Origin of the sequence: Eubacterium aggregans (assembly GCF_900107815.1) — a bacterium.
Lineage (GTDB): Bacteria > Bacillota > Clostridia > Eubacteriales > Eubacteriaceae > Eubacterium_O > Eubacterium_O aggregans.
This window is the reverse complement of the sequence record NZ_FNRK01000007.1, coordinates 1-23,642: the sequence shown is the minus strand read 5'-3', so window position 1 is coordinate 23,642 and position 23,642 is coordinate 1. Positions and strand designations below refer to the sequence as shown.

The window sequence follows — 23,642 nt, the reverse complement described above, 5'->3', positions numbered from 1 at the left end:
TCACGCCTGGATATAATTCGCCATAAACCGCTCTAAACGATCCATGGTCTCACTGAGCCGCATGGGTGCGGGCAGGAAGACCACCCGAAAATGATCCGGCTCTTTCCAATTAAATCCCGTTCCCTGAACCAAAAGCACCTTTTCCCGCTTCAAAAGGTCCAGGGCAAACTGGGTATCATCCGTGATGTTAAAACGTGCCACATCAATTTTAGGGAAGGCGTACAGCGCACCATTTGGCTTGGCACAGGAAATGCCAGGGATCTCATTGAGCCGCTTGTAGACAATATCCCGCTGCTGGTGGAGACGGCCACCCGGGGCCACCAAATCATCGATGCTTTGATAACCGCCAAGGGAGGTCTGGATGGCATGCTGGGCCGGGACATTGGCACACAGACGCATGGTCGTTAAAATATCGATCCCCTCGATATAGTCCCGGGCACACTCCCGGTTCCCGGAAAGCACCATCCATCCCACGCGAAACCCCGGAACTCGATGGGATTTGGACAGCCCATTGAGGGTCACCACCAGGGTTTCATCCGTAATCTTCGCCATGGGGTAAAAGGGGACCTCATCATAAATAATCTGATCGTAGATTTCATCGGCAAAGATAATCAAATCATTCTCCACCGCAATTTTTGCAATTTCCTCTAAAATTTCCTTGGGGTAGACGGCCCCCGTGGGATTGTTGGGGTTGATGATGACAATCCCCTTGGTGTTGCTGTTAATCTTACTGCGAATATCCTCTAAATCCGGATACCAGTCCGAGGATTCGTCGCAAAGATAATGAACCGGTTTTCCGCCAGCTAAGGTAGCGGCTGCCGTCCACAGCGGATAATCCGGCATGGGGATGAGCAGCTCGTCTCCATCGTCCATCAGGGCCTGGGTGCAGAACTGCACCAGTTCGCTGGTTCCGTTGCCAATATACACGTCATCCACCGTCACGTCCATAAGCCCCTTTGTCTGATAGTATTGGACAATGGCCTTACGGGCGGAAAATATCCCCTTGGAATCGCAATAGCCCTCGGCATTGCGCAGATTGCTGCGGACATCGTGGATGACCTCATCCGGCGCATTGACATCAAAGGTAGGGGGGTTCCCCGTATTGAGCATAATGATATCTACACCCTCCCGTTGCATCCGGCTGGCCTCCTGGACCACCGGACCCCGGATGTCATAACACACATTATCTAATTTGTGGGACTTTCGAAAGGTCCTCATTTCTTATACGCCTCCCCTGTCATTCGTTCAATGATGGTGCGGTAGCCCGTGCCATGCTTCAGGCACCGATTCACGCGGCTGATGGTCGCGGAGCTGGCACCGGTCGTATTTTCAACATCGATAAAGGTCTTGCCCGCATAAAGCAGCAAAGCGATATGGAACCGGTTGGCCATATCATCGACTTCTTTAATGGTGCACATATCCTCTAAAAGGCTTAAGCACTCCTGCTCGTCCTCGATGGCCATGATCGCCGTGGCCAGATCTTTTAATTTCGTATCCATGATTTACCTCTTTTAATTGATTAAAAATCATTATACCACGCACCGAACTAAAGTAAAATACCTATGTTTCCCAGTCGAAAAAAAAAAGCAGGTATGTTATAATACAATCAGCTTTTATGGAGGAAAACAATCAAATGAAATTATATAATACCTTAACCCAGCAAAAAGAAACCTTTGTCCCCCTGACGGAGAGCAAAGTCCGCATGTATTCCTGCGGACCCACGGTCTACAACTATTTCCACATCGGCAACGCCCGCCCCTTCATCGTCTTCGATGTATTACGGCGGTTTTTAAAGTACATCGGCTATGACGTCAAATTCGTCCAGAATTTCACCGATGTCGATGATAAAATCATTAATCGCAGCCTTGAAGAAGGCATCACTGCCAAGGAAGTCGCCGATAAATACATTGCCGAATATTTTAAAGATGCCGATGCCCTGGGGATTGAGCGGGCGGATGTCCATCCCCGGGTGTCTGACCATATGCCTGAGATCATCCAGATGATCTCCGACCTGGAAAAGAACGGTCTGGCCTATAATGTGGACGGCAACGTATATTATCAGGTGGAGCATTTCCATGATTACGGCAAGCTTTCTCACCAAAACATCGACGATTTAAAAAGCGGTGCCCGCATTGAAGTAAGCGACGAAAAACGCAGTCCTTTAGACTTCGCCCTGTGGAAAAAGGCCAAGCCAGGGGAACCCTTCTGGGATAGCCCATGGGGTAACGGCCGGCCGGGCTGGCATATTGAATGCTCTGCCATGAGCCGCAAGCATTTAGGGGAGCGTATTGATATCCACGGTGGTGGCCAGGACCTGATCTTCCCCCATCACGAAAACGAAATCGCCCAGTCTGAGGGCTCCTGCGGGTGCAAATTCTCCAACTACTGGGTCCACAATGGCTATATCAATATTAACAACGAAAAGATGTCCAAATCCAAGGGGAACTTTTTTACCGTTCGGGATATTGCCAAGCACTTCGATTTGGAAGTCGTCCGGATGTTTATGCTCATGGCCCATTACAGAAGCCCTGTCAATTTCTCTGACGAATTATTAGAGCAAGCCAAAAACGCCCTGGACAGACTATATAACGCCAAGTATCAAATGGAATATCTTTTGGATCATGCCAAGGCAGAGGATGCCACTTCAGCAGAAAGAGAATGGATGGATACCCTCTCCCAGTATAAGAACAGCTTTGTCACCGCCATGGAGGATGACCTGAATACAGCAGACGGCATCGCCGCCATCTTCGAACTGGTTCGGGAAATTAATTCCACCTTAAATGATGCATCTTCAAAGGAATGTATCGCCGCCGCCCTCACCCTCTTTAAGGAGCTCACCGGAGTTATCGGGATTGCTGTTAAGGAAAAAACAGAGGACCTCAGCACTGAAGTGGAAGCCCTCATTGAAAAACGGCAGCAAGCCCGTAAAAATAAAGACTTCGCCATGGCGGACCAAATCCGGGATGATTTGTTAGCCCGGGGTATCGTATTAGAGGATACACGCGAAGGGGTCAAATGGAAAAAAGCGTAATCGCGGATTTTTTAGACCGTACCTACACCAAGGCAGAGGCCAGGGCCATGAACCCACTGACCCTGGCCTACATTGGGGATGGTGTTTTTTCAGACTATATCCGGAAATATCTGGTGGCCCAGGGCATGGCCAATGTCAACCATCTAACCAAGGCATCCATTCGCTATGTCAAGGCCGATGCCCAGGCCAGGATGGTCCACACCCTGATGGATCAGCTGACCGATGAGGAGCAATCCATTGTCCGCAGGGGCCGTAATACCCGGAGTACACCGCCCAAAAATGCGGATAAAATGGACTATCGCTATGCCACGGGGCTAGAGGCCTTGGTGGGGTATTTGGAGCTCACCGGGAACCAGCGTCGCCTCCGGGAACTTATGGTGACCGGACTTGAGTACTTAGAAAACGCTCTGGAATGTTGATAATTTTCTTTCCATCAAAAACAGGAACCGAAGGTGTTATCCATGCACCTTCGGTTCCTGTTTTTATTTTGACCGATTCATTGTCTTAATGATTTCATAAAACACCTTGACAAATATCCTTGTCAGCAGTATCCTAATAATGACAAGTATATTTGTCGTGCTGACTTGTTTTATTGTCGAATTTAAGGAGGAATTTTATGCCCTTACTCAACCAACTCAAAATGTATCGGGCTCGGGATCAACTCAACCAGCAGACCCTTGGAAAGCTGGTAGGGGTGTCCCGACAAACGATCAGCTTAATTGAACGGGGGGATTATTCCCCATCGGTAACACTGGCCCTTAAAATTGCCAAGGTGTTCCAAGTGCCTGTGGAAGCGATTTTCCAATATGAAGAGGACAAGGAGGTCTAAGTAAGATGAAAGTTCAAGAAAGTAAGCATGTCTATTCTAAATTTTTCGGTGTTCTCATTGCCGCAGGCTTTTGCGGGGGACTGCTGGGATTTTTCAGCTTCCGCATCAGTGATTATATGAACCAGGATGGTGCGGCCCTGGGGGAAACCCTCATTCCCCTGCAGCTCCCCTTGTTTATCCTGGTCTGCGGGGGACTGCTTTTAGTCTCTTTTATTCAGTACTGGCAGGCCCGTAAGTGCATCCAGGGAATCAACCCTGAGGCAGATTTATCCCCCGAGGACGAAGGGCAACTGGCCCGTGCTGATGGAATGATTAATCGGTCCGTGGTATTTGCCAGTCTCTCCCTGATTGCTGCTTTTGTCTTTCTGGCCATCCTGGAAGTTCATGAAAATTACGCCGCCCTAGCTGGTATTGGCTTTTTTATCCTGGTTACTCTTCTCGCCACGGTAATGCAGGTCCTGCCCATTAATCTGCTTAAAAAAATCAATCCTGAAAAGCGGGGGAATCCCCTGGATTTTTCTTTCCAAAAAATTTGGCTGGCGACCTCGGATGAAGGTGAAAAATTCACCCTTTACCAGGCGGCCTATAAAACATACCGTTTGGTCCAGAATGTTATTATCGGCCTCATTTTGCTAGCCCTGGTAGGTAATCTCTACTTTGGCACTGGGGTCTTCCCCGTTCTTCTTCTGGCCATGATCTGGGCCATTCAGGTCATTGCCATTTATGCTTACTCCCAGAAAGGGGCCACTTCCATTTAGAGATCTTTACTGCTATAATGATAGTAAAATGGAAGCAATAAACTTTCTACCGGGATGTGAGACGATGAATAAAGATTTGACCCAAGGACCTGTCATGCGCTCCATGCTGCTTTTTGCCGTTCCCATGATTGTGGGAAACCTGCTGCAGCAATGCTATAACATTGCCGATACCCTCATTGTTGGACAATTCCTAGGGAGAAATGCCCTGGCTGCCGTGGGCTCTGCTTTTACATTGATGACTTTTTTAACTTCGATCCTATTGGGGCTTTGTATGGGCAGCGGGGCGTTGTTTTCCATTAAGTTTGGCCAGGGCGATGAAAAAGGACTGGGTGAAAGCATCTTTGTTTCCTTTGTCATGATCGCCGGTATGACGCTCCTCCTTAACGGCCTGGCCTTTTTCTCCCTGGATTTTATCCCCACGCTCCTTCGAGTGCCTGGGGAAGTCTGGGGCCTTTTGCGCCAATATCTTATCATCATTTTCTATGGCATTACCGCAACCTTCCTCTACAATTATTTTGCTTCATTCCTTAGGGCCATGGGTAATTCTGTCGTACCCCTTATTTTTCTGGCCATCTCTGCCACACTGAACATCGTCTTAGACCTGTGGTTTGTTCTGGGGCTTGGATGGGGTGTATCCGGGGCGGCAGAGGCAACGGTGATTGCCCAATATGTCTCAGGTATTGGGATTACGGTGTACGCACTAATTCGATGCCCGGCTCTTCGGATTCTTAAAAGGGGCTGCCCCATACGCTGGAGATGTGTCCGGGAAATAGCTAACTTTTCCATCTTAACCTGCATCCAACAGTCCATTATGAATCTGGGCATCCTGGCGGTACAGGGGCTGGTCAACAGCTTTGGCCCCACCATCATGGCGGCCTTTGCGGCTGCGGTTAAAATCGATGCCTTCGCCTATATGCCCGTTCAGGATTTTGGCAATGCCTTCTCCACCTTTATTGCCCAAAATTACGGTGCTAAAAAGAAAGACCGCATTCAAGCAGGGCTCAAAGCGGCAGTTTTCGTTTCGCTGATCTTTAGCATTGGGGTATCCATTGTGGTGTGGGTGTTTGCTTCCCCACTCATGACACTTTTTGTCCCCCCAGGAGAAGCTGAAATTATCCTGGAGGGCGTTCGATATCTCCATATTGAAAGTGCCTTTTACTGCGGAATCAGTACGCTATTCCTTCTCTACGGCCTGTACCGGGCCCTTGGAAAACCTGGGATGTCCGTGGCGCTGACCATTATCTCTCTGGGGTCTCGGGTTGTGCTGGCCTACGGGCTTTCTGCTTTGCCAGCCCTGGGCGTAAGCGGCATCTGGTGGTCTGTCCCCATCGGCTGGTTCCTGGCCGATCTCGTCGGCATTCTTTACTATATTATCCGAAAAAAGACCCTGCTTTCTCTGGATGACACCTCTCTTTATTAAAGATATAAAAAACGGCCTGATGTACAGGCCGTTTACGCATTTTCATGATAGCTGGAAATCCTTAGTTATTTTTTTCTGATTCTTCTTCAGCTTCTGTGACTTCCACAATTTCTTCAATAACAGCTTCCGCTGTGTCCGCTTCTTCATCAACTGCGAGGACTTCAGTTTCAGCCACTGCATCTGACGCGTCTTTAACTTCGGGTGTATGAGCCTTTTCACTTGCTGGTGTTTCAGACTTAACCTTCACACCACGTTGGAGGACATCGACCACATACCCAAAGGTCCCCAGTACCAATGTGTAAAACACATATACAGCCACATTGGTCACGAAATATGCAATAATATCTGTGAAGCTATCCGCCATGGTAATATAACCAGAGGCCAGCATCTGCCCGATGTATTGGGAGGTGTTCACTAACGCATAAATAGCGTATAGCCCAAAGATGATTGCAAAAACATACAGTACAACTGGTATCCAGTTGATTTTTTGTCGTTCCATAAAATTCTCCTTCGTCTTTATAGAATAATTGCACTATTAAGTGTATATAATAACCCTTAAAAGTGAAAGCCTTTTGTTAAAAAAGTGATCGTTTGGTGAAAATTTAAGGTTTTTGCAAGTTGTTACTTCCAAAAGCTTGCAATGCCATCCCGATCGAAGCCCATCACCATTTGACTTAACTTTTCCGCACTCTTAGGGAAGAGCCCCCCACCGGGATAATTACGGACCGCATTTTCCGCCCGGGTCCCTGCACAGATTTTAAATAGGTCCGTCATCACTGATTCCACGGCTGCCCCTCCACCCATAATACGGGGCAGGATATTTTGCAGTAGTGCGTGATCCAAGGCATTTTCCTGGGTCATCAGGCCATATTCCGCATTGTACAGTAGATAGAAGCAGATTTGGTCTCGAATGCGATAGCCGATTCCAGCATCGGCCCCAGCCAAGATGCCATTGATGGCCTCCAACAGAGTAACCACCTCCTGAACCATTTCCCGATGATGGGTGCAGCGTTCCAGCACCAGCACCTCACTTCTTAGAAAGTCCGATCCTAAAGGCATGGCCTGGGGTGCGGCAGCAGGAAGGGTTTGAAGCTTTAGCCCTACCGGACGGATCTCGATTTGCCCTGCCCGGTCTAACACTTTACGGCTCAGACCACTGCGTGCTTCTGCATTAGTCACCGTACCCACCAACATCAGATTGCCCGGCAGGTACAAATCCCCATAATATTTCCGGGCTTCTTCATCCCGACCGAATAGGGCATTGCCCAGAAGGGAATCGGTGATGATGCGATTTTCCCTTTCCCGACGGGTTTCCAGGATAGATAGTATTTCCCCAAAATACCCTTCTAGTGGGGCGACTCCCATTTCATCCAGACACAGGAAGAAGGGCAGCTCTGGATTATCCACAGCATCGGCGATAAAGTCCACCATGGATCCCGGTATATAATGCCCATTGGCATCCAAGTAGCCCAGCAGCTCCCGGGAGTCCTTCCAATCCGACCGAACCGGAATCTGAAGATACCGTTCGTTATCCGTATTGGCCCCCATGGCCTCAGCAAACAGGCGGACAAACTGACTCTTGCCAACCCCAGAACCACCGGTTAGAAGGACGAAGGGCGTTGACTTGAGGCTTAAATAAAGGTTTTGGACTAAATCCACCTCACAGGAGAAGCCCCCGGAGACAATATACTCGGTCATTCGTCGAAGCGTCCCGGGTAAGTCCGCAGCCTTAGCCACAACCTCCTCACTCCTTTTTTCCGTTCGATCCCGCTTGTTGAGGGAAGGAACGGTTTCTTTCTGCGTGGATGCAATGATCTGCTGGAGTGCCTTCAGGGTTGCGGCATTCAGAGACGCCCCACCGTCTCCCCCAGCTGTCACTTTTTTCCCTGGGTGTTTTTTCTTTGTTTTTTGATCTCCGGTCTTGGTTTCTGGTGACTCCTCGGTCAAGGATTCGGCCATGGTCATGGCCATATCCAGGGCTGCTTTAGCGTCCTCATCCCCATCCGAGTCTCCTGCCTCAAGGACTGAATCACCCTCTATTTCATCCTCGTCATCCTCGGTTTCCACCCCTTCTTCCTCTTCGCTCCAAGCTTCATCCTCCGTCTCATCGTCCTCTGTGTTATCCAGAATTTCATCCGCTTCGGACTCGGCTTCAACACCTTCGGTTTCCTCATCGACTTCCTCTATTTCGTAGGGTACCTTGAGGATGACGCGCTCATAATACTCATTATAGACGGCCAGCATTTCTTTGAGGTCCTCTTCCAAAATGGCATTTCCAGGTACCGTGTACTGGTATTCCCGGAAGAAAATAACACTGGCCCGATGGGCATCGTCGGGTAAATCGACCTCAGAATTATCCGATGCGAAACTGCCTGGACGGACGATGGTCTTGATTTCATCAACCAGTGGCTCCAGGGCCCCCTCAACCGCTACTCGAACCGTGGCATCATTTTCCAGGCCGTTTTTACGCACCTGGGTTTCGATTTCCTTGTATCCCTGGCAAAGGGCCAGATAAAGCTTTTGGGTATCCTTATTGAGTAAATAGGAAATATAAACCCCAGTCCCTGGAAAACGGGTCACTTCCTTATCGAGGATGCTGACCCAGGGCACCAAAGCCCATTCCTCATCCCCGGCAAATCCGACAGTCTTGTAGCGCTTCCCCGGCAGAATCCGAAGTCCTCCCAGACAGGCAGGAATGGCTTCTGTTAAAACATCTTTAAAGGAATACCGGAAGTCCTTGGTAAAGAAGCTGGCGTACTCATTCATCAGAGTTGTCAGATTCTCCTGGAGACCTGGTCCATCCAAACGTTCAAAATAGTATTCAATTTTCTGATCCAGCATCTCGATAATGAGGCGGCGGTCATCGGTGCTTAATTCATCGATCAACGCACTTTCTACGGTAAAATAGAAGTGCTCATCCACGGTTTCCATCGCCATTAATCCCTTTTCGGCGTAGGTCATGTAGGGATGTTCCATCAAAAAGGAGAGTACATCATCCAGGCCTGCCGTGGCAATATTCTCAATAACGGCCTCGGCATTTTGATCCTGGTCCTTTCCGGCGTTAATCCGGGCCATGTAAAACTTTTGTACCTGGGCCGAAACCATGAACACATCCGAGCGCCACCGATTATCCACCTGCTCCATATAGTATCTTAAGAACACCATCTCGTAGGAATCGGCAAAGGCCGCCACGGATTTACCTGGTCCCAGAAAATCAAAGAGGGACTGCTTTAAGGTCAGGGCGACATCCGACGGAAGAATGAGCTTTAAAAGAAACTCCGTTTCCTCCATTTTTTCAAAATAGACAATTGGCGTTTCGCCTGCATTATATTCATTGACATTTTCAAAGAAATTAGCATAGTCCGGAAAAAGCCCGATAAATTTGCTGTTGAGGGCTTTACTCCAGCTCAATTTGTAGCTGCCATCTCCCCCTTCTGATTCCAAGTAAGAGGGGTACTCCCGGCCTTCAAATAGAAAAACGATGCGTTTCTCCCGGGCGTCTGCACCAAAAAAATCCTGCAGCCCATCCGGGATGTATAATTCGCCTTCAGAAAACACCCGTGCATTGGTCACACAGGTTGCGACGTAATCGTTCTGAAGGGTCCATTCATTATTTCGTCCAAAGGTTAATTCACTCATTGTCATTCTCCATCATTTTTTACAATATTAATTATTGTATCATGGATGTCTCAAAAAAAACAGACCCAAAGGGCTGGCAATAAGAAAGGCCGGAACACCTTCCAGATGGAAAGGTTCCGGCCCATCGCAATCAGCGATTATGATACGTCTAAGGTGTCCGTCTCAGATGTTTGTCTTAGAGATTTTCTTTGAAGAAAGCTTCCAGTTCAGCGACAACGCTGTCTTCATCGGCACCTTCTGCTCTAACGGTAACAACTTCACCATTCTTAGCACCAAGCCCCATAATGCTGAGCATGCTCTTTGCGTTGGCTTGTCTGTCTTCTTTGCAGATGGTGACTTCAGATGCGTAAGGCTGTGCCTGTTTAACCAAAAGACCTGCAGGTCTTGCGTGGATACCAGCGTGATCCGTAATGGTATACGTAAATTCTCTCATCAATGCGCTCCTTCGGATAATTTATTTTCTGTTTACATTTTATCATTGATTCATTGAAATTCAATGAAAATTTAATTGTAATCAATCATCAACTTTATCCACAGGTAAAGGTTTCTTTAAAATTGCAAGAAGAATCATCCCTACTAATGCGCCCACCGCCAGTGAGACCACATAGAACAACGGATTCCCCACCACAGGGAATACGAAGATCCCACCATGGGGAGCCATCAGGGTACATCCAAAGAACATGGACAGACCACCAGCAACGGCTGAACCGGCAATACAGGATGGAATCACCCTTGCCGGATCTGCGGCAGCAAAGGGAATTGCTCCCTCTGTAATAAAGGATAGGCCCATCACATAACAGGTTAATGCCGATTGCCGTTCTTTTTTGGTGAATCGATTTTTAAAGAAGGTGCTGCATAAGGCAATGGCAAGGGGTGGGACCATCCCGCCGACCATAACAGCCGCCATGATATCGTACTGCCCACTGGCCAGGGAAGCCGTCCCAAAGACGTAGGCCGCTTTGTTGAAAGGACCACCCATATCGATGGCCATCATCCCGCCAAGGACGATGCCTAAAATGACTTTGGAACTTTCGCCCATGCTATTCAGACCATTGGTCATTGCGGTATTCAGCCAGGCCACTGGAGGATTGACCACAAAGACCATAATAGCCCCGATGAGCAGCAATCCAAAGAAGGGATATAGCAGCGTCGGCTTAATGCCTTCCAGGGTTTCCGGCAGCTTATCAAAGAGCTTCTTCAGGCCTAAAACCAAATACCCGGCGATAAAACCAGCCAACAGTGCCCCAAGGAAACCAGAGGTTCCTCCAGTGGCAATGGTGAGGCTGCCATTCACCGTAGTTAGGATATAGCCTTCACTGGCAAGGTATCCACCTACAAAGCCGACAGCCAGGCCCGGACGGTCCGCAATACTCATGGCGATGAAGCCCGCCAGTACCGGCAGCATAAAGCCGAAGGCCGCCCCACCTACCGTTTTGAGGAAGGCCGCAAAGGGGGTGTTCATCCCAAAGTTGGAGGGATCGATGGAATAATCATCGAAGAGAAAGGCCAGGGCAATGAGGATCCCGCCGCCGATAACAAAGGGCAGCATATGGGAAACCCCATTCATCAGGTCCTTATAAATACGACGGCCGATGCTTTCCTTACCGTCACTGCCCATTTCCTCTGAATCCTCTCCGGTGGCCTGAAAGATGGGAAGATCCCCTGCCATGGCCTTCTCAATGAGGTCCTGGGTTTTGTTAATGCCGTCAGAAACCTTGGTCTGGAGGACTGGCTTACCAGCAAACCGAGCCATGGCCACCTTTTTATCGGCTGCGACGATAACACCCTTAGCCCCTGCAATGTCCTCAGGAGTCAGTGCGTTCTTCACACCCCCGCTGCCATTGGTTTCGACCTTGATGCGAATCCCCATTTTCTTGGCTTTTTCCTCCAGGGCTTCAGCTGCCATATAAGTATGGGCGATTCCCGTAGGACAGGCCGTTACTGCGACGATATCATAGGGCCCGCTTTTGGGAGATGCTCCCCCAGCGTCAATTTCTGCTACCGCTTCGGCATCCACACTTGCCGTAGCCTCCCGTTCATCCTCTGCAAACTTTTCACGTTCCTTAGTGTCAATCAGCTTTAGGAATTCATCCTTGCTGGATGCGTTAATCAGTGTCTTCCTAAAATCCTCATCCATGAGCATCATGGACAAACGGCTGAGGAGCTCCAGGTGTGTATCATCGGAGTTATCCGGCACCGCAATCATAAAAATCAAATAGACGGGCTGCCCATCCATGGCATCGTAATCCGTCCCATTTTTGCACACCATGGCTGCGAGCCCTGCCCGCTCAACCGCCGGTGATTTCCCATGAGGAATGGCAATGCCTTCACCAACCCCAGTAGTTCCCTGGGCTTCTCGATCCAGAACCGCCTTTTTATAGACTTCTTTATCCTTTAAATTCCCCGTAGCCGCCATCAAATCAACCAGGATATCGATGGTTTTCGCCTTAGAAGCGGAGGGACCATTTAAATCGATACCTTCTTTTTTTAATAAATCTGAAATCCGCATGTTTTCCCCCTGCGTTAAAAGATTAAATTGAATTGAATAATGCCATTACGTCTGCCTTCGTGGCCAGTTCATCTGAAAATGCACTGGCGCTGCCTGTGGCCAGGCCCATTTTAAATGCTGTTTCCGTATTGCCGGTTTGTAAATAACCAGTAAGGAAGCCAGCAACCATGGAATCTCCAGCACCCACTGAATTCTTTAACACGCCTTTAGGTGCCGGGCTTTTATAAACCCCACCATCCTCAGAAAGGAGAATAGCGCCATCACCGGCCATGGACACCAGCACGTGGCGTGCGCCCATTTCCTGGAGCTTTTTCCCATAGGTAATAATATCAGCCTCACTTTTTAAGACGACGCCAAACATCTCCCCAAGCTCATGATTATTGGGTTTGATCAGGAAGGGGTGATAGGGTAAGACGTTTAAAAGCAAATCCTTTGTCGCATCCACCACAATATGAACACCGCGTCCTTCAAGGCGGGCCATAATCTTCTCATACACATCCGCGGGCATACTGGCCGGAATGCTTCCAGCTAACACTAGAAAATCCCCAGCATTTAGTTCATGGAGTTTTCCATAGAGCCGCTCAATATCTGTCTGACTGATCGCTGGTCCCATCCCGTTAATCTCTGTTTCCTCATCGGAACGCAGCTTAACATTAATTCGGGACATTCCCTCGGCTATGGTTATAAAATCAGAATGGCAGCCATGAACCGTCAGTCTTTCAGCAATCTCTTTCCCTGTAAATCCGGCAATAAATCCCAGTGCTGTACTTTCAATGCCAAGGTTATTCAGTACGATGGACACATTAATGCCCTTCCCCCCTGGGAAAAGAAGCTCCGATGTCGTCCGGTTTATAATGCCTGGCTTAAAACCGTCCACCGAAGCAATATAATCCAGGGATGGATTAAAGGTTACGGTATAAATCAATTTATTTCACCTCAACTATTTCCGTTACCTGCTGATACCGAAGATCCGGTATAGCGTTGGTAATAATCCGGGCCCCTTCCAATTGTCCAAAGGTCACCGGTGTAATTTGATTAAATTTGGATGCGTCCGCCAATACATACGCACATCGGCATCGACCAAAGGCCTCCTGTTTAATCCGGGCTTCGCCAACATCCGGTGTGGTATATCCCGCCCGAATATCAATACCGTTGGTTCCGAAAAAACCAATGGTAAAATGGTATTTCCCAATGGCCTCCAGAGCCTCTGCCCCAACGATGGCTTCTGTTTCCGGGCGAAGCCGCCCTCCGGGCACATAAACTGAGCACCCCTTTCTAAGAAGCTTTTCCGCATGGACAAGCCCATTGGTCACATAAATCGCCTGGGTTTCTGTAATTGCCTCTACCAGGGCTTCTGTGGTCGTCCCGGCATCGATATACACAAAATCCTCGGGCTTTATAATATCCGCTGCCCTTCTGCCAATCGCGTGTTTTTCGTCACCGTACTGGCTTTGTTTAAAACGCACATCCTTCTCAGACGCTGAATAGGCACTGCTTTCCAGGGCCGTCGCACCACCATGAACCTTTTTAAGCAGTCCCTGCTCGCCCAGGGTGGTCAAATCCCTGCGAATGGTGGATTCCGAAGTTTCTAAAATATCCGTTAATTCCCCCACTGTAATGGCACCACGTTCATTTAAAACCTCAAGTATAATTCCTTGTCTCTCCTCTGTCAGCATCCATTACTCCTTTCTTGTTGCTAGAATATCACCATTTTTAGTCAAAGTCAATCATTTTTAGTCATTTATAGCCATATTCAGTCGTTTTTAAGCTTTAATATGACTGTTATTGATTATATTGTAGCAAGAGAACATTAAAATAACCACTGCATTCATGACAAATACAGTGGTTATTTTTATAATTGTTATTTTTCTTTCCGTATTAAATCCATGGGTGCCACAGGGCGATCCATTTTCATTTGGTAAATCATCTTGGGATGGGGGGTGGACTCCAGGGGATTACCCTCAGCATCCATAATGATTTCCGCCCTCTGGCTGTGATAAAGGGCATCACCAACGGGAGAGATCAATTCAACGGTATCCCCCACCGTCATCTTATTGCGCTGTTCGATGGTGGCCATGCCCGTATCATCATCGTAATCCAGCACCACCCCGATAAAATCGTAATGTCTTGTGTAGCTGCTTGTTCCGTAATTTTGATCTTCTCCAGAGGTCTTTCCATAATAGAAGGCCGTGGTGTAATTCCGGTGGCTGACCTTGGACAATTCCCGGATCCAGGCATCGGGCACCACAAATTCTGGATTAGCCCAGCAGGCATCGATGATGCGGCGATAAATCGAAATGACAGTGGCCACATAATAAGGGCTTTTCATCCGCCCTTCGATTTTAAAGCTGGCCACACCCATTGCCATGAGCTGGGGAATTTCCCGGGCCAGGCATAAATCCTTTGAATTGAAAAGGAAAGCACCATCCTCCCCATCCTCAAGGGTGAAGGCTTCTCCCGGGCGGGTGGCTTCCACCAGCTGGTAATTCCATCGGCAGGGTTGGGCGCAGTCCCCTTGGTTGGAGTTTCGCCCCGTAAGATAATGGCTTAAAAGGCAACGCCCGGAGTATGAAATGCACATGGCTCCGTGGACAAAGGTTTCAATCTCCATGCCCTCAGGGGCCTGGCTCACCATATTCTGGATTTCTCCTCCGGATAGCTCCCTGGCCAACACAATGCGGCTTGCCCCCAAAGCATGCCAAAACGAAACCGTCTCTGAATTGGTGTTATTGGCCTGGGTACTCACCGTAATCTTCAAATTCGGGGCATGATGCCGGACAACATTAAAAACCCCGGGGTCTGCCACTAAGACAGCATCCACACCAATGGATTCTAAAAAGCGGACATATTCCGGCAACGCCACTAAATCAGCATCGTGGGGAATCATATTCAGAGTAACGTAAAGGCGCTTTCCCCGGGCATGGACAAAGGCCACTGCTTTTTCCAGCTCTTCGGACGTAAAATTATCTGCCCTGGCCCGCAAGCCAAACTTCTTTCCAGCACAATAGACGGCATCCGCACCATAATGTAAGGCATAGCGCAGCTTTTCAAAATTACCCGCTGGTGCCAGCAATTCTGGTTTTGTTTTTGTAATCATCTGGATTGTCTAGTCTCCCATATATTTCTGGACATCAGCATTGTGCCCTTCCAAAGTTTCGTTAAAATACAGCTTCCCACTGTCCATATCTGCAACAAAGAAGAGATAGGTTGTCGTCGCCGGATAAAGAGCTGCTTCCAAAGAGGATTTGCTGGGTGAGCATATTGGACCCACGGGTAATCCCAGGTTTTTATAGGTGTTATAGGGAGAATCCACCTGGGTTTGTGCTTCTGTCAGCACTGCGTTTTTCGTTCCCAGGGCATAGTCTACTGTAATATCCGATTGAAGGGGCATTCCCGCCGCAATCCGATTGTAGAATACGCTGGCACAATTAGCCTTATCCTCTGCCAGCTTGGTTTCCAGTTCAACAATGGACCCCATAATGACGATTTCATCCACCGTCTTGCCCATTTCCTGGGTTCGCTGTTCCATGGAGGCATTATAAACATCCACAAAACGATCCAACATATTGGTGACAATAACCGATGGCTCCGTTCCTGTTCCCCAATTATAGGTATCTGCAAAGAGATAACCTTCTAATGTTCGATCCTTCCCATCAGGAATACTTCCTAATATGGGATACTTCGCTTTATACTCGGTAACTTTCTTGGTTTCTGCAATAAAATCTGCAGCCGCACATACATGGTTTTTTTCCAGAATTTCAGCCATTTCCTTAATATTCCGTCCCTCTGGCAGGGTGATGGCCACAGCTCCGGTGTAAGCCTCACCATTGAGCATCTTATTAAAAATCTGGGGGACCGACATGGCCTGGTTGAATTCGTAGTTGGCCGCCTGAATCTGCTTGGACCCACGGCTGTGCCGGCCGGCATAGCTCTCAAAAACAAGGGTATTCCGTATGAGATTCTTATCATGTAAGATCTGGGCAATTTCATCAATGGTTGAACCATCGGGGATATCGACCACCACATTTTCAGTGTTTGTCCCCACCGGCTGTAAATTCATATTGTAAAAAACCATCCATCCTCCAATGAGAAGGGCGGCAAAAAGAACCAGAGCAACCAGCCCGATAATCATCCGCTTTACTGGTGAGTTCCCTGGTTTTCTAGTCTGGACCGAGCGTCGGTTTCCACCGCCTGCCCCCGTCTGAGGTTTTCTAGATGCAGCGGCCGGTGGTTCTGTCGTTATCGGTACTTTAGGCCTTGTCCCAGTGGTACTCTTTGCCCGGGTTCCTAACTCGCGCTTTCGATTTGCACTGGGTATGGATGATTTCTTCGTATTCCTTTTTTTTTCATTCTCCATGAGCGTCGTCCTCTAGGCACCGGCATTTCCGAAGAAATCCATATCGATTCCAGCGGCATCGTTAACGATTTTGAGAACGTCCTGATAAATGGTGATAAAAGCCATTTGTGCCTGAATATATTGGGCTACATCGGGATTCCCCATAACCGCCGTTGCCTGAATGTTAAAATCAGCAATTTCTTCCTGGGATAATTCCTGGCCCATCATCTGTCGGGTCTGTACCATCATCTGCTTGGCGAAAAAGTCCTTTGCCATCCGTTCGCTGTCTGGGCTAGCTTTTAAACGGTCTTGTGCTTCCCGGAAACGTTGTCCTTCGGGTGATTCTTTGATGGCCTGTGCCAAGTTATGTGCTTCATCATAAATATTTTTCATTGTTTTCCGATCCTCTACTTTTCAGTGATTCTTTTTCATTGTAACATAAGTGTCACAATTTTGTTAGTCTTTTTACGAAAAAGAACGCCTTGGGCCAAGGCCACTTTAGCGTTCTTTCCTTCTTTTTATACAATATCCCCCAGGCCCAAATCAAAATAATCCGTCATACATTGTTGGGTTCCCCCAATTCGGATTTCAAAATGACAATGGGGCCCGGTTGAATTCCCAGTGCTGCCCATAAGGGCTATAACCTGGCCTTTACTCACCCGATCACCTGCACTGCATTTAAACTCGGAGTTATGAGCCATGAGGAAAACGGTCCCGTCATCCGCCTCAACCTGGACGGTTAAACCATAACTGCCGTATTCCTGAGCCATGGTCACGGTTCCATCCTTCGGTGCGTAAATGGGGGTTCCCTGGGCGGCGGCAATATCAATGGCTTTGTAACCTGCGTGGCTGCCGCTTTTATCCGTTGAGGTAACATCTCCTGCCGCTGGCAGAATGAAGTCACCCTTTTTTGCCCCCATGGTAGGATAGGTATTATTTCCCACTGCGATGATCTGGGCAACGGGTTCCTTTGTCACGGTCTCAGACAATTGGGTTTGGGTAGTGACAACGCCGTCAACATACTGGGATTCCACCACATGCTCCCGAACCCCAGCCTGGCCCGGCTGACGGATTTGGATCTGCCCGACATAAAGACTTGAATCCTCCTGTCGTACAACATCGTAGGGAATGGCTTCTTTAATCACCGACTGCTTTGTGACATCCATCTTCAGTACAGGCGTTTCTTCTCCCTCAGGCTGCACGGATTCAGCTTCGACCACGTTATCCAGTGCTGTCATGGCGCCACGATTGACCTGTTGGCCAGTTCCCGCGGAGGCCACGGTTTGGACAGTGGCGGCTTCTGACGCTGACTGTCCAGCTGCCAAAAGCGTGCCCCATTCCTTTGTGGGCCTGACTTCGGTCACGTCGAAGGTTTTATCCTGATAAGTAATGTTTGAGTGTATCTGATAACCGACAATCCGGTCATTTTCACCTACAGCAGCGCTGGTCTTAACCGCTGCCTCCAGGGCTTCCTGGGCCTGTTTTTCTGAAACAAAATTGCCCGCTGCTTTCCCATCAATGGACATGGCAACACCGGAAACACTCACATCATGATCCTTTGCAATGAGTTCCCTGGTAAAGTCTGACACGCTGCTTTCCACTTTATCAAACACTGGAACATGCTGGATTTTAAATTCATCGGAAACCTTGGCGGTGTCAACACCATATGCCGCCTTCATAATATCATCAATGCGGGTCACACTGTCTGTAAATGCTTGGGTATCCTTAGTATAGCCGATGATTCGACCATCCATGCTGATCTGATAACCCATTCCAAAAGTGGAAAACAATCCAATTAACAGCACTAAAACGGCACCAACAATGAGTACCCATTCTCTTTTTTCCAACAAACCACAGACCTTCTGGTCTGAGTCACTCTTTCTGACTTTAATACGGATCCACCGCCTTCCTTCGTTTTCGTCTTTCCCTATTTGTTTCGAACTTGTAACAATTATAGCTTATTATTTACAAAAAATCAATATCCTAAAGAAAAGCCTTAAAGGATTGCCCCACCCTCATCAAACTTTCCCAATTTTTCAGTGTCATACAAGTACTTCACCACCTCACCTGCAATCCCTTCATCAATGACTAAATGCTTAACCACATGGGTATTCAGACACCCAATGACAGCGGAGGCACTGCCTCCAGCGGGGGCAACACCAATGAAATTTCGAATGCGTCCCAGTTGTTTTAAAGGAATTTGAATCGCACAATCATCTTCTCCCCGGATGGCATTGCCATGGATATCAAAAAAGAAGGACAGCATATTGCCCACCGCCCGTTCAGACACCAGCCGCCGTCCAAAACGGGAGGCGGTGGCGTGATCTGGCACACAGGGATATCCTCCCAGGGTGACCATACAGGTATCCATGCGTTTCCACAGGGTATAAATATTGGCATAATTTTCTGTATTAATGAATAATCGGTATTCTTGTCTCGTGGTGGGAAAGGCGGGTGAGATTAGAAATTCCGCCGGAATACCCAGTTTTTGTGATACATCGGTACACAGCTCATTGGGGTGATAACCCTTATGGGGAATGGTTGCTGTACCAATCATAGGACACAACGTTGCGGATAGTTTCTCCTTGATCTCCCGCTGACAAAGTGCCCCGACAACCTGACCCATATTATAGCCCCAGCCCACCCCCAAAACCCGGGTTCGGGGTAAAACACTCAAAAGGGTATCCACCACCTGATTGGAGATATTCTGCTCCGTTTCCTTCTTAGTGCTTCCGACGGCAACCACCTGGCAGCTTTTTAAATCGAAATAATCCCTAAGGACCTGGGCCTTTCCAAAGGTAGTGCTTTCAAAGGGCTTTACCGTAATGGTGACCAATCCCTCCTTTCTGGCCCGGGCTAGAAGATTACTCACCGATGGTCTGGAAATCTCCATTTCCCTGGCAATTTCAGCCTGGGTCATATTCTGTTCATAATAAAGCTGGGAAGCTTTAATTAATCGGATTAACTCTTTTTCTTTCATTTGGGGTCCTCCATGCCTATCCACTATTCCTGACAAAAGTTAGAATTAAAATTTATTATAGCATTTACTTAACATATGTCAATTTAAATAATAAGGATTGTCTCATCATTATTCTGTCATATGTTATATATTATACGAAACATCAGCATTTTTACGTTTAATTCTATTCTATTGGCTTTTATAATTTGACCAATGTTATTTTCGCTGATATACTGAGGGCAAGAAAACGACCTATGGAGGTATACATATGTCTGTCGATCCCATTAAAATTAAGAACATGCTGCTCACCTCAGCACAGACCATCCTCAATCACATTCCAGAGCTCACCAAGTTAGACTGTGACCTGGGCGACGGAGACCATGGCACCACCATGGAAAAAATTGCCAAAACCATCCACTCCCAGGTCAATCTCTGGGATGAAAAAACGGATGTGAAGGAAAGCCTGGAGTCCCTCAATGGTGTCCTGGAAGATGTCAGCGGCGGCTCTGCAGCCCCCCTTGTCGGGTCCTATTTTTGTGGCATGGCCGAAGCTGCTGATAACACAGAGGATACGGATTCTTTTATCAAAACAATCCTCTTGGGTGGCTACGATGAATTCTACGATATGTCCGGTGCAGAGGTCGGTGGAAAGACCATGATGGATGCCATCTACCCGGCTATCCAGATCATCCGCTCCTGTGATACGATTTCTGCCCAAGTGCTGGAATCCGCGGCAGCTGCTGCCAAAGCCGGTTCTGATGCCACTGCCGATATGCTCGCTAAATTCGGCCGGGGGCGTTATATTGGGGTACGGGCCTTAGGACACATCGATCCCGGATCTGTGACATTTGCTCTGTTTTTTGAAGGATTAGCCAAAGGCTATCAAATATAAGGTGCTTAAGGAGGTACGATGATGTACGAAATCATGCATGTTGGAGTCCCTGTAAAGGAAACGGTGCTCCCCGAGGATTATGCCGAGGGCTTAAAGGTTTATATCTCCGGTCCGGACAACAATCCTTTAAAGTTCGAGTATTTACGGTTTGAAGAGGGCACGCCCCTTCACCCCGATGTGGTGAACAAAACCCATGTGGCTTACAAGGTTCCCAATATTGACAAGTTTGTTGAGGACGAAGGGGCCACCATTTTAAATGGCCGCATGACCGTGGATGATACCCTGGATATCGCCTTTGTCGATGTCAATGGTACCTGTCTGGAATTAATGGAATTCAAAAACTAATCGAATCGGATTCAAATCGGATTGCAAACTGGGAGGGAAATATTATGGTTATGAAAAAATTCTTGAATCAACCGGAAAACATTACTGCTGAATTACTGGAAGGCTTGGCTCTGTCCAATCCCGATTTAGTGGAAGTTACGGGGAACAATTTAGTCGTCAGCAAAAAGCTGGCCGATGCTGACCGTGTCACCATCGTCACCCTTGGCGGCTCTGGCCACGAACCCGCCATCGAAGGCTTTGTTGGTGAAGGGATGGTGGATATCTCCGTGGTTGGCGATGTCTTTGCCGCTCCGGGCTACAAGGCCTGTATTGAAGCCATCAAAATGGCCGACAAGGGCCACGGCGTCCTCTTCGTGGTCCTGAACCACGCCGGGGATATGCTCACCGGCAAAAAGACCATGAAAGAAGTAGAAAAATTGGGCCTCAACGTGGCCAAGGTGGTGACCCAGGAGGATATCTCCAATGCACCCCGCTCCAATTCCGACGATCGCCGGGGCTTAGTAGGCTGTATTGCCGTTTATAAGATTGCCGCTGCCGCCGCTGCCCAGGGTAAATCCCTGGACGAGGTTGCTGCTATCGCCCAAAAATTCGCCGATAATATGGCCACCATTGCCGTGGCTGCCAGAGGGGCGACACACCCAGCCAATGGGGAAGTCATTTCCTCCCTGGGGGATGATGAAATGGAAGTCGGTATGGGACAGCACGGTGAAGGCGGCGGTGGCCGTCAAACCATGAAAACCGCCGATGAAACTGCTGTGATCATGGCCGATGCCCTCATTGCCGATCTCGACTTAAAAGCCGGAGAAGATGTTTTAGTCTTTATCAATGGTTCTGGTGCCACCACCCTCATGGAACAGCTCATCGTGTTCCGTAAAACCTATAAGCACCTGGCAGACAAGGGAATCAACGTTGTGGCCAGCTGGGTCGGTGAAATCCTCACCGTCCAGGAAACTGCAGGCTTCCAAATGTTTATGGCCCGCTGCGACGAGCAGGAACTGAAATACTGGAACGCCCCCTGCAACACCCCCTATAAGGTTGTCCAGTAACACACGGATTTAAAAAAACAAGGGCGGCCAACACCGCCCTTTATTCATGGAGGAAAATACATATGGCAGATAATATTGGTAATAAAAAAGCTAAAGATTTTGGATTTGACCGCCCCCAGGCGAATGCGTCCTTCCACGTTAAAGGCATGGAAAATGTCGACTGGGGAATGAAATCCCGGTTGTCCCAGATCTTCGATCCCCAAAGTGGGAACACCATCATGCTGGCCTTTGACCACGGCTATATCATGGGACCCACCCAGGGCCTGGAGCGTCTGGACTTGGCCATTCCGCCACTCATGGCTGATGCTGATGTCCTAATGGGGACCCGGGGTGCCCTGCGTACCTGCATCCCAGCAGATTGTAAAAAAGCCATCGCCCTGCGCTGCTCTGCCGGAAGCTCAGTGGTTTCCGTAGGAGATGACATGAGCCATGAGGTCATCGGCGTGGACATTGAAGATGCCATCCGAATGAATGCCACCTGTATGGCCATCCAGACCTTCATCGGAGATACCGGTGAGTGCCAGAGCATTCATAACATCGTTCGGACCATCGATGCGGGTAACCGCTATGGCATCCCCACCCTTGGGGTTGTGGCTGTTGGCAAGCAGATGGAACGAAATAAAAAATATTTTTCCCTGGCTACCCGGATGCTGGCTGAATTTGGCTGTCAAATCGTCAAGGTATATTATTGCGAAGATTTTGAAGAAGTGGCTGCCGCCTGTCCCGTTCCCCTGGTCATTGCCGGTGGAAAGAAGATTCCAGAAGCTGACGCCCTGGAAATGGCCTACCAGGCCATTAAACGCGGTGCCCACGGGGTAGATATGGGCCGGAATGTCTTCCAGGCCGATCATCCCCAGGCTATGATTAAAGCTATCCGCCAGGTGGTCCACCACGGTGCCACCGGTGCCCAGGGCTATGAATGCTATCTGGATTTACAAAAATCCCTCTAACACCACAAAAAAAAAGAAGCTTTCTCCAAGAGGATACTCTGTGGAGGAAGCTTCTTTTGCTTTAACACTATCTCAAGCATAAAGCGAAATGTCAATATGTTTAGCAGAAAATTCTGCCGGAACTTTTCCTTTGAGGTGGCCCTTAATGATCCCTTCCAACTCGTCATCAAAAAAGTCCATGATGACATTGTGCTCCCGGTCCACTAAATGGACATGGAAGTCTGTTTTTGCATCGTAGCGCATAACCTCGCTGGCATCGTGAACCCGAATAACCAGCCCCTTATTCTCAAAACACTCCAGGGTGTTGTACACCGTTCCAATGGACAGTTCAAACCCAGATTCATTGGACATCGTCATCAACATTTCTGCGGATGGATGGGTCGGTGTTTCCATCAAAATACGGAGCAGATGGATGCGCTGGGGGGTAGCCCGTAAACCAGCATCCCGAATGCGTTTTTTAACTTGCTCCTCACTTACCTTCATGTGGATCTCCTTCCCGTGCTTTTAGACCATAGTTACTTATAAAGATTATAATTTAAACTTTAGAAAATGTCAAGGGAGGGTACGCTTGAGTTTTCGTAGTTTTATCCACAAACCCCTTGTTTCACTGGTAATGCAATGAACAACTTTCAGAAAATGCCCAAAATATAAGGAATCACCAGTCCTTTTGTAGTAGAATTAAGTTGCGAAACAAAATCTACACTAAACAATAAAGAAAGGGATTCCTCATGCTTAATTCTACTACAAAAACCTACACTTTGAAACGTGAAATTTTATCTTTTTCAAACAAAATATCCCGTAAGCTTTCCAAACCGGACAAAAAGTTTACTGCGGACATGACCTATGGCATGTTAGCTTCTGGTAGTTGTCTTCTGACTGATATTGTAGATCAACTTCACGAAGACTCTAAAAAGGTCAACAGTGTTGA

General features: G+C 48.3%; 23 protein-coding genes. 9 read left to right on the top strand and 14 right to left on the bottom strand.

The features are described from left to right. Both BLW33_RS05275 and BLW33_RS05270 read right to left on the bottom strand, forming a co-directional pair. On the bottom strand, positions 1–1,218 hold the full coding sequence (locus BLW33_RS05275) for a pyridoxal phosphate-dependent aminotransferase (protein WP_090306091.1): 1,218 nt from the start codon (positions 1,216–1,218) through the stop codon (positions 1–3). Next, entirely contained in the window at positions 1,215–1,499 is a 285-nt protein-coding gene (locus BLW33_RS05270; RefSeq protein ID WP_090243659.1) for a YerC/YecD family TrpR-related protein, read from the bottom strand. Before BLW33_RS05270 ends, BLW33_RS05275 begins: the two co-directional genes overlap by 4 nt. A 134-nt stretch (positions 1,500–1,633) precedes the next feature. Between BLW33_RS05270 and cysS the strand changes: the two genes are divergently transcribed. The 5 genes from cysS (at position 1,634) to BLW33_RS05245 (ending at position 6,038) form a co-directional block, all read left to right on the top strand. Next, entirely contained in the window at positions 1,634–3,031 is a 1,398-nt protein-coding gene (cysS, locus tag BLW33_RS05265; protein ID WP_090306088.1) for a cysteine--tRNA ligase, read from the top strand. After that, positions 3,016–3,450 carry a Mini-ribonuclease 3 gene (locus BLW33_RS05260; protein ID WP_090306085.1) on the top strand — a complete coding sequence of 145 codons (435 nt, stop codon included), beginning with the start codon at positions 3,016–3,018 and terminating at the stop codon, positions 3,448–3,450. Before cysS ends, BLW33_RS05260 begins: the two co-directional genes overlap by 16 nt. Positions 3,451–3,647: 197 nt before the next feature. Continuing rightward, complete coding sequence (locus tag BLW33_RS05255) at positions 3,648–3,860, top strand: helix-turn-helix transcriptional regulator (protein WP_090306082.1); 213 nt, start codon at positions 3,648–3,650, stop codon at positions 3,858–3,860. 5 nt (positions 3,861–3,865) lie between these two features. After that, a complete protein-coding gene (locus BLW33_RS05250; protein ID WP_090306079.1) occupies positions 3,866–4,618 on the top strand; it encodes a DUF3169 family protein in 753 nt (250 codons plus the stop codon). A gap of 64 nt (positions 4,619–4,682) precedes the next feature. Continuing rightward, on the top strand, positions 4,683–6,038 hold the full coding sequence (locus BLW33_RS05245; RefSeq protein WP_090306076.1) for an MATE family efflux transporter: 1,356 nt from the start codon (positions 4,683–4,685) through the stop codon (positions 6,036–6,038). A gap of 61 nt (positions 6,039–6,099) precedes the next feature. Here the strand turns inward: BLW33_RS05245 and BLW33_RS05240 are convergent, their stop codons facing one another. The 11 genes from BLW33_RS05240 to BLW33_RS05190 form a co-directional block, all read right to left on the bottom strand. Further along, positions 6,100–6,537, bottom strand: coding sequence for a hypothetical protein (locus BLW33_RS05240; RefSeq protein WP_090306073.1), 438 nt, complete (start codon positions 6,535–6,537; stop codon positions 6,100–6,102). 122 nt (positions 6,538–6,659) lie between these two features. Further along, entirely contained in the window at positions 6,660–9,677 is a 3,018-nt protein-coding gene (locus BLW33_RS05235) for an MrcB family domain-containing protein (RefSeq protein WP_176966632.1), read from the bottom strand. A gap of 175 nt (positions 9,678–9,852) precedes the next feature. Next, on the bottom strand, positions 9,853–10,110 hold the full coding sequence (locus tag BLW33_RS05230; RefSeq protein WP_090306068.1) for an HPr family phosphocarrier protein: 258 nt from the start codon (positions 10,108–10,110) through the stop codon (positions 9,853–9,855). 81 nt (positions 10,111–10,191) lie between these two features. Beyond that, entirely contained in the window at positions 10,192–12,186 is a 1,995-nt protein-coding gene (locus BLW33_RS05225) for a PTS fructose transporter subunit IIABC (RefSeq protein WP_090306066.1), read from the bottom strand. A gap of 22 nt (positions 12,187–12,208) precedes the next feature. After that, a complete protein-coding gene (gene pfkB, locus BLW33_RS05220) occupies positions 12,209–13,111 on the bottom strand; it encodes a 1-phosphofructokinase (RefSeq protein WP_090306062.1) in 903 nt (300 codons plus the stop codon). Position 13,112: 1 nt separating this feature from the next. Continuing rightward, a complete protein-coding gene (locus tag BLW33_RS05215; RefSeq protein ID WP_090306060.1) occupies positions 13,113–13,862 on the bottom strand; it encodes a DeoR/GlpR family DNA-binding transcription regulator in 750 nt (249 codons plus the stop codon). Positions 13,863–14,047: 185 nt separating this feature from the next. After that, on the bottom strand, positions 14,048–15,283 hold the full coding sequence (locus BLW33_RS05210) for a peptidase U32 family protein (RefSeq protein ID WP_090306057.1): 1,236 nt from the start codon (positions 15,281–15,283) through the stop codon (positions 14,048–14,050). Between the two features lie 9 nt (positions 15,284–15,292). Beyond that, positions 15,293–16,543: an endolytic transglycosylase MltG gene (mltG, locus tag BLW33_RS05205; RefSeq protein ID WP_090306053.1), complete on the bottom strand. Its 1,251-nt coding sequence runs from the start codon at positions 16,541–16,543 to the stop codon at positions 15,293–15,295. Positions 16,544–16,555: 12 nt separating this feature from the next. After that, positions 16,556–16,915: a YlbF/YmcA family competence regulator gene (locus BLW33_RS05200; RefSeq protein WP_090243630.1), complete on the bottom strand. Its 360-nt coding sequence runs from the start codon at positions 16,913–16,915 to the stop codon at positions 16,556–16,558. A 125-nt stretch (positions 16,916–17,040) separates the two neighbouring features. Beyond that, positions 17,041–18,372 (bottom strand): peptidoglycan DD-metalloendopeptidase family protein, encoded by a 1,332-nt coding sequence (locus BLW33_RS05195; protein WP_090306050.1) that lies wholly within the window; start codon positions 18,370–18,372, stop codon positions 17,041–17,043. A 146-nt stretch (positions 18,373–18,518) separates the two neighbouring features. After that, positions 18,519–19,502, bottom strand: a complete 984-nt coding sequence (locus BLW33_RS05190; protein ID WP_090306047.1) for a sugar-binding transcriptional regulator — start codon at positions 19,500–19,502, stop codon at positions 18,519–18,521. A gap of 247 nt (positions 19,503–19,749) precedes the next feature. Here BLW33_RS05190 and BLW33_RS05185 point away from each other — a divergent pair, with 247 nt between their 5' ends. The 4 genes from BLW33_RS05185 to lsrF all read left to right on the top strand — a co-directional run bounded on the left by BLW33_RS05185 (position 19,750) and on the right by lsrF (position 22,714). Continuing rightward, a complete protein-coding gene (locus tag BLW33_RS05185; RefSeq protein ID WP_090306044.1) occupies positions 19,750–20,373 on the top strand; it encodes a dihydroxyacetone kinase subunit L in 624 nt (207 codons plus the stop codon). An 18-nt stretch (positions 20,374–20,391) separates the two neighbouring features. After that, on the top strand, positions 20,392–20,718 hold the full coding sequence (locus BLW33_RS05180; RefSeq protein ID WP_143032591.1) for a hypothetical protein: 327 nt from the start codon (positions 20,392–20,394) through the stop codon (positions 20,716–20,718). Positions 20,719–20,762: 44 nt separating this feature from the next. After that, positions 20,763–21,764, top strand: coding sequence for a dihydroxyacetone kinase subunit DhaK (locus BLW33_RS05175; protein ID WP_090306038.1), 1,002 nt, complete (start codon positions 20,763–20,765; stop codon positions 21,762–21,764). A gap of 62 nt (positions 21,765–21,826) precedes the next feature. Beyond that, a complete protein-coding gene (gene lsrF, locus BLW33_RS05170; RefSeq protein WP_090306035.1) occupies positions 21,827–22,714 on the top strand; it encodes a 3-hydroxy-5-phosphonooxypentane-2,4-dione thiolase in 888 nt (295 codons plus the stop codon). 72 nt (positions 22,715–22,786) lie between these two features. Here the strand turns inward: lsrF and BLW33_RS05165 are convergent, their stop codons facing one another. Continuing rightward, positions 22,787–23,197: a Fur family transcriptional regulator gene (locus tag BLW33_RS05165; protein WP_090306032.1), complete on the bottom strand. Its 411-nt coding sequence runs from the start codon at positions 23,195–23,197 to the stop codon at positions 22,787–22,789. Positions 23,198–23,642: the final 445 nt, after the last annotated feature.

Coding starts and splice junctions, on each gene's coding strand:
- BLW33_RS05200 (WP_090243630.1), bottom strand. CDS start 16,915: ATGAAAAATATTTATGATGAAGCACATAACTTGGCACAGGCCATCAAA.
- BLW33_RS05260 (WP_090306085.1), top strand. CDS start 3,016: ATGGAAAAAAGCGTAATCGCGGATTTTTTAGACCGTACCTACACCAAG.
- BLW33_RS05175 (WP_090306038.1), top strand. CDS start 20,763: ATGGTTATGAAAAAATTCTTGAATCAACCGGAAAACATTACTGCTGAA.
- BLW33_RS05235 (WP_176966632.1), bottom strand. CDS start 9,677: ATGAGTGAATTAACCTTTGGACGAAATAATGAATGGACCCTTCAGAAC.
- lsrF (WP_090306035.1), top strand. CDS start 21,827: ATGGCAGATAATATTGGTAATAAAAAAGCTAAAGATTTTGGATTTGAC.
- BLW33_RS05210 (WP_090306057.1), bottom strand. CDS start 15,283: ATGATTACAAAAACAAAACCAGAATTGCTGGCACCAGCGGGTAATTTT.
- BLW33_RS05255 (WP_090306082.1), top strand. CDS start 3,648: ATGCCCTTACTCAACCAACTCAAAATGTATCGGGCTCGGGATCAACTC.
- BLW33_RS05240 (WP_090306073.1), bottom strand. CDS start 6,537: ATGGAACGACAAAAAATCAACTGGATACCAGTTGTACTGTATGTTTTT.
- BLW33_RS05250 (WP_090306079.1), top strand. CDS start 3,866: ATGAAAGTTCAAGAAAGTAAGCATGTCTATTCTAAATTTTTCGGTGTT.
- BLW33_RS05180 (WP_143032591.1), top strand. CDS start 20,392: ATGATGTACGAAATCATGCATGTTGGAGTCCCTGTAAAGGAAACGGTG.
- BLW33_RS05270 (WP_090243659.1), bottom strand. CDS start 1,499: ATGGATACGAAATTAAAAGATCTGGCCACGGCGATCATGGCCATCGAG.
- mltG (WP_090306053.1), bottom strand. CDS start 16,543: ATGGAGAATGAAAAAAAAAGGAATACGAAGAAATCATCCATACCCAGT.
- cysS (WP_090306088.1), top strand. CDS start 1,634: ATGAAATTATATAATACCTTAACCCAGCAAAAAGAAACCTTTGTCCCC.
- BLW33_RS05275 (WP_090306091.1), bottom strand. CDS start 1,218: ATGAGGACCTTTCGAAAGTCCCACAAATTAGATAATGTGTGTTATGAC.
- BLW33_RS05245 (WP_090306076.1), top strand. CDS start 4,683: ATGAATAAAGATTTGACCCAAGGACCTGTCATGCGCTCCATGCTGCTT.
- BLW33_RS05165 (WP_090306032.1), bottom strand. CDS start 23,197: ATGAAGGTAAGTGAGGAGCAAGTTAAAAAACGCATTCGGGATGCTGGT.
- BLW33_RS05185 (WP_090306044.1), top strand. CDS start 19,750: ATGTCTGTCGATCCCATTAAAATTAAGAACATGCTGCTCACCTCAGCA.
- BLW33_RS05225 (WP_090306066.1), bottom strand. CDS start 12,186: ATGCGGATTTCAGATTTATTAAAAAAAGAAGGTATCGATTTAAATGGT.
- BLW33_RS05230 (WP_090306068.1), bottom strand. CDS start 10,110: ATGAGAGAATTTACGTATACCATTACGGATCACGCTGGTATCCACGCA.
- BLW33_RS05215 (WP_090306060.1), bottom strand. CDS start 13,862: ATGCTGACAGAGGAGAGACAAGGAATTATACTTGAGGTTTTAAATGAA.
- BLW33_RS05190 (WP_090306047.1), bottom strand. CDS start 19,502: ATGAAAGAAAAAGAGTTAATCCGATTAATTAAAGCTTCCCAGCTTTAT.